Annotated in this window: 1 protein-coding gene; it reads right to left on the bottom strand. The window is 50.0% G+C overall.

Translation table 11 applies throughout. The annotated features are described in order from the left end of the window. Window positions 1-163: 163 nt before the first annotated feature. Complete coding sequence (locus OKC30_RS21020) at window positions 164-958, bottom strand: tyrosine-type recombinase/integrase (RefSeq protein ID WP_270809826.1); 795 nt, start codon at window positions 956-958, stop codon at window positions 164-166. Window positions 959-1,058: the final 100 nt, after the last annotated feature.

Below are 1,058 nucleotides of genomic sequence, written 5' to 3'. Positions count from 1 at the left end.
GGGTATTAGCTGGTCAAGGATGGCGATCATACCTCAGAAGCCGCGCCACGCCTCGCTCATATGAGGGGATGGTTAAGCATCAACGGCGAGGAAAAGCTAAAAAGGAGCATAGAAGGAAGCGGCCATCGGCCGCTTCCTTCTTAGGTCTGATTGGGCTGAAAACTCAGCGTTTACCGAATGCCCCTTGGATTACGTTCCCCATAACATCAGGTGATTTTTCTACTTCATGTTGGGCTATTTGATGTTTCACAATATCCCCCCACCGAAGAAATAAACTCCTCAGTTTTTCAGGGTTACGTAAAGAGCCTGCCTGATAAGTTCGCAGGAGTTTGTCACTGATTTGGTGGTTCAGCATATGCTCTATCTCTAGAGGTCCTGCACCAAGTTCAATTCCACAGCAGTTTGCAACACTGCGCCGCAGGTCGTGTACGCTAAAAGGCTCAAGTTCAGCCAGCTTACGCTTCTGTAGCCGGTCAAGGGCGCGCATAAGTGCGTCACCTGTGATGGCATGACCCAGCTTCGTCGTTGATTCGAACACATATGGACTGGTAGGGGAGGTTATCATTCGCTGCTCTGCAATGATTTCCTGAGCCAAATGCGACAAGGTCACCACATGCGGGCGCCCATTTTTGGTTTCCGGAATCGTCCAGCGATCACCATCCAAGTGTGCCCACTGCATCGATATCACTTCACCTCGACGAACCGCGCTCAATATGACGATTTTAATTGCATTGGCGACACTTCCAGAAAGAACAGAAGTCGTAGCAATGCCACGGCCACCAGCTGTTAACGCTCCGCCACCTTCAACACCCTCTTCTAATGCATGCCACAAGGCTCGTAATTCAGAGATTGGTAGCCAACGCTCTCGAGGTGGATTGGGAGTCGCATTGTAAACTTTGGGTTTGAGTGCCAACGTGGGGCTCATCTCGATAAGCTGTCGTCGCATAGCCTCTTCCATCACCTGGTTCATTATCCCCATTGCCAGGGTGAGAGCGTGAACAAATTGTTAAATTGAGGTCAATTTAGCCAACCCAGCATCCAGTACCTTTTCCAGATAG

Origin of the sequence: Aeromonas sp. QDB18 (assembly GCF_027705325.1) — a bacterium.
In the GTDB taxonomy this organism is placed as follows: Bacteria; Pseudomonadota; Gammaproteobacteria; order Enterobacterales; family Aeromonadaceae; genus Aeromonas; species Aeromonas caviae.
Note: the sequence above shows the minus strand (reverse complement) of the source record. Positions and strands in the feature narration are given on the sequence as shown.

What these genes read in the sequence shown, in the direction of transcription:
- OKC30_RS21020 (WP_270809826.1), bottom strand. Translation starts at nt 958, where the DNA reads ATGGAAGAGGCTATGCGACGACAGCTTATCGAGATGAGCCCCACGTTG.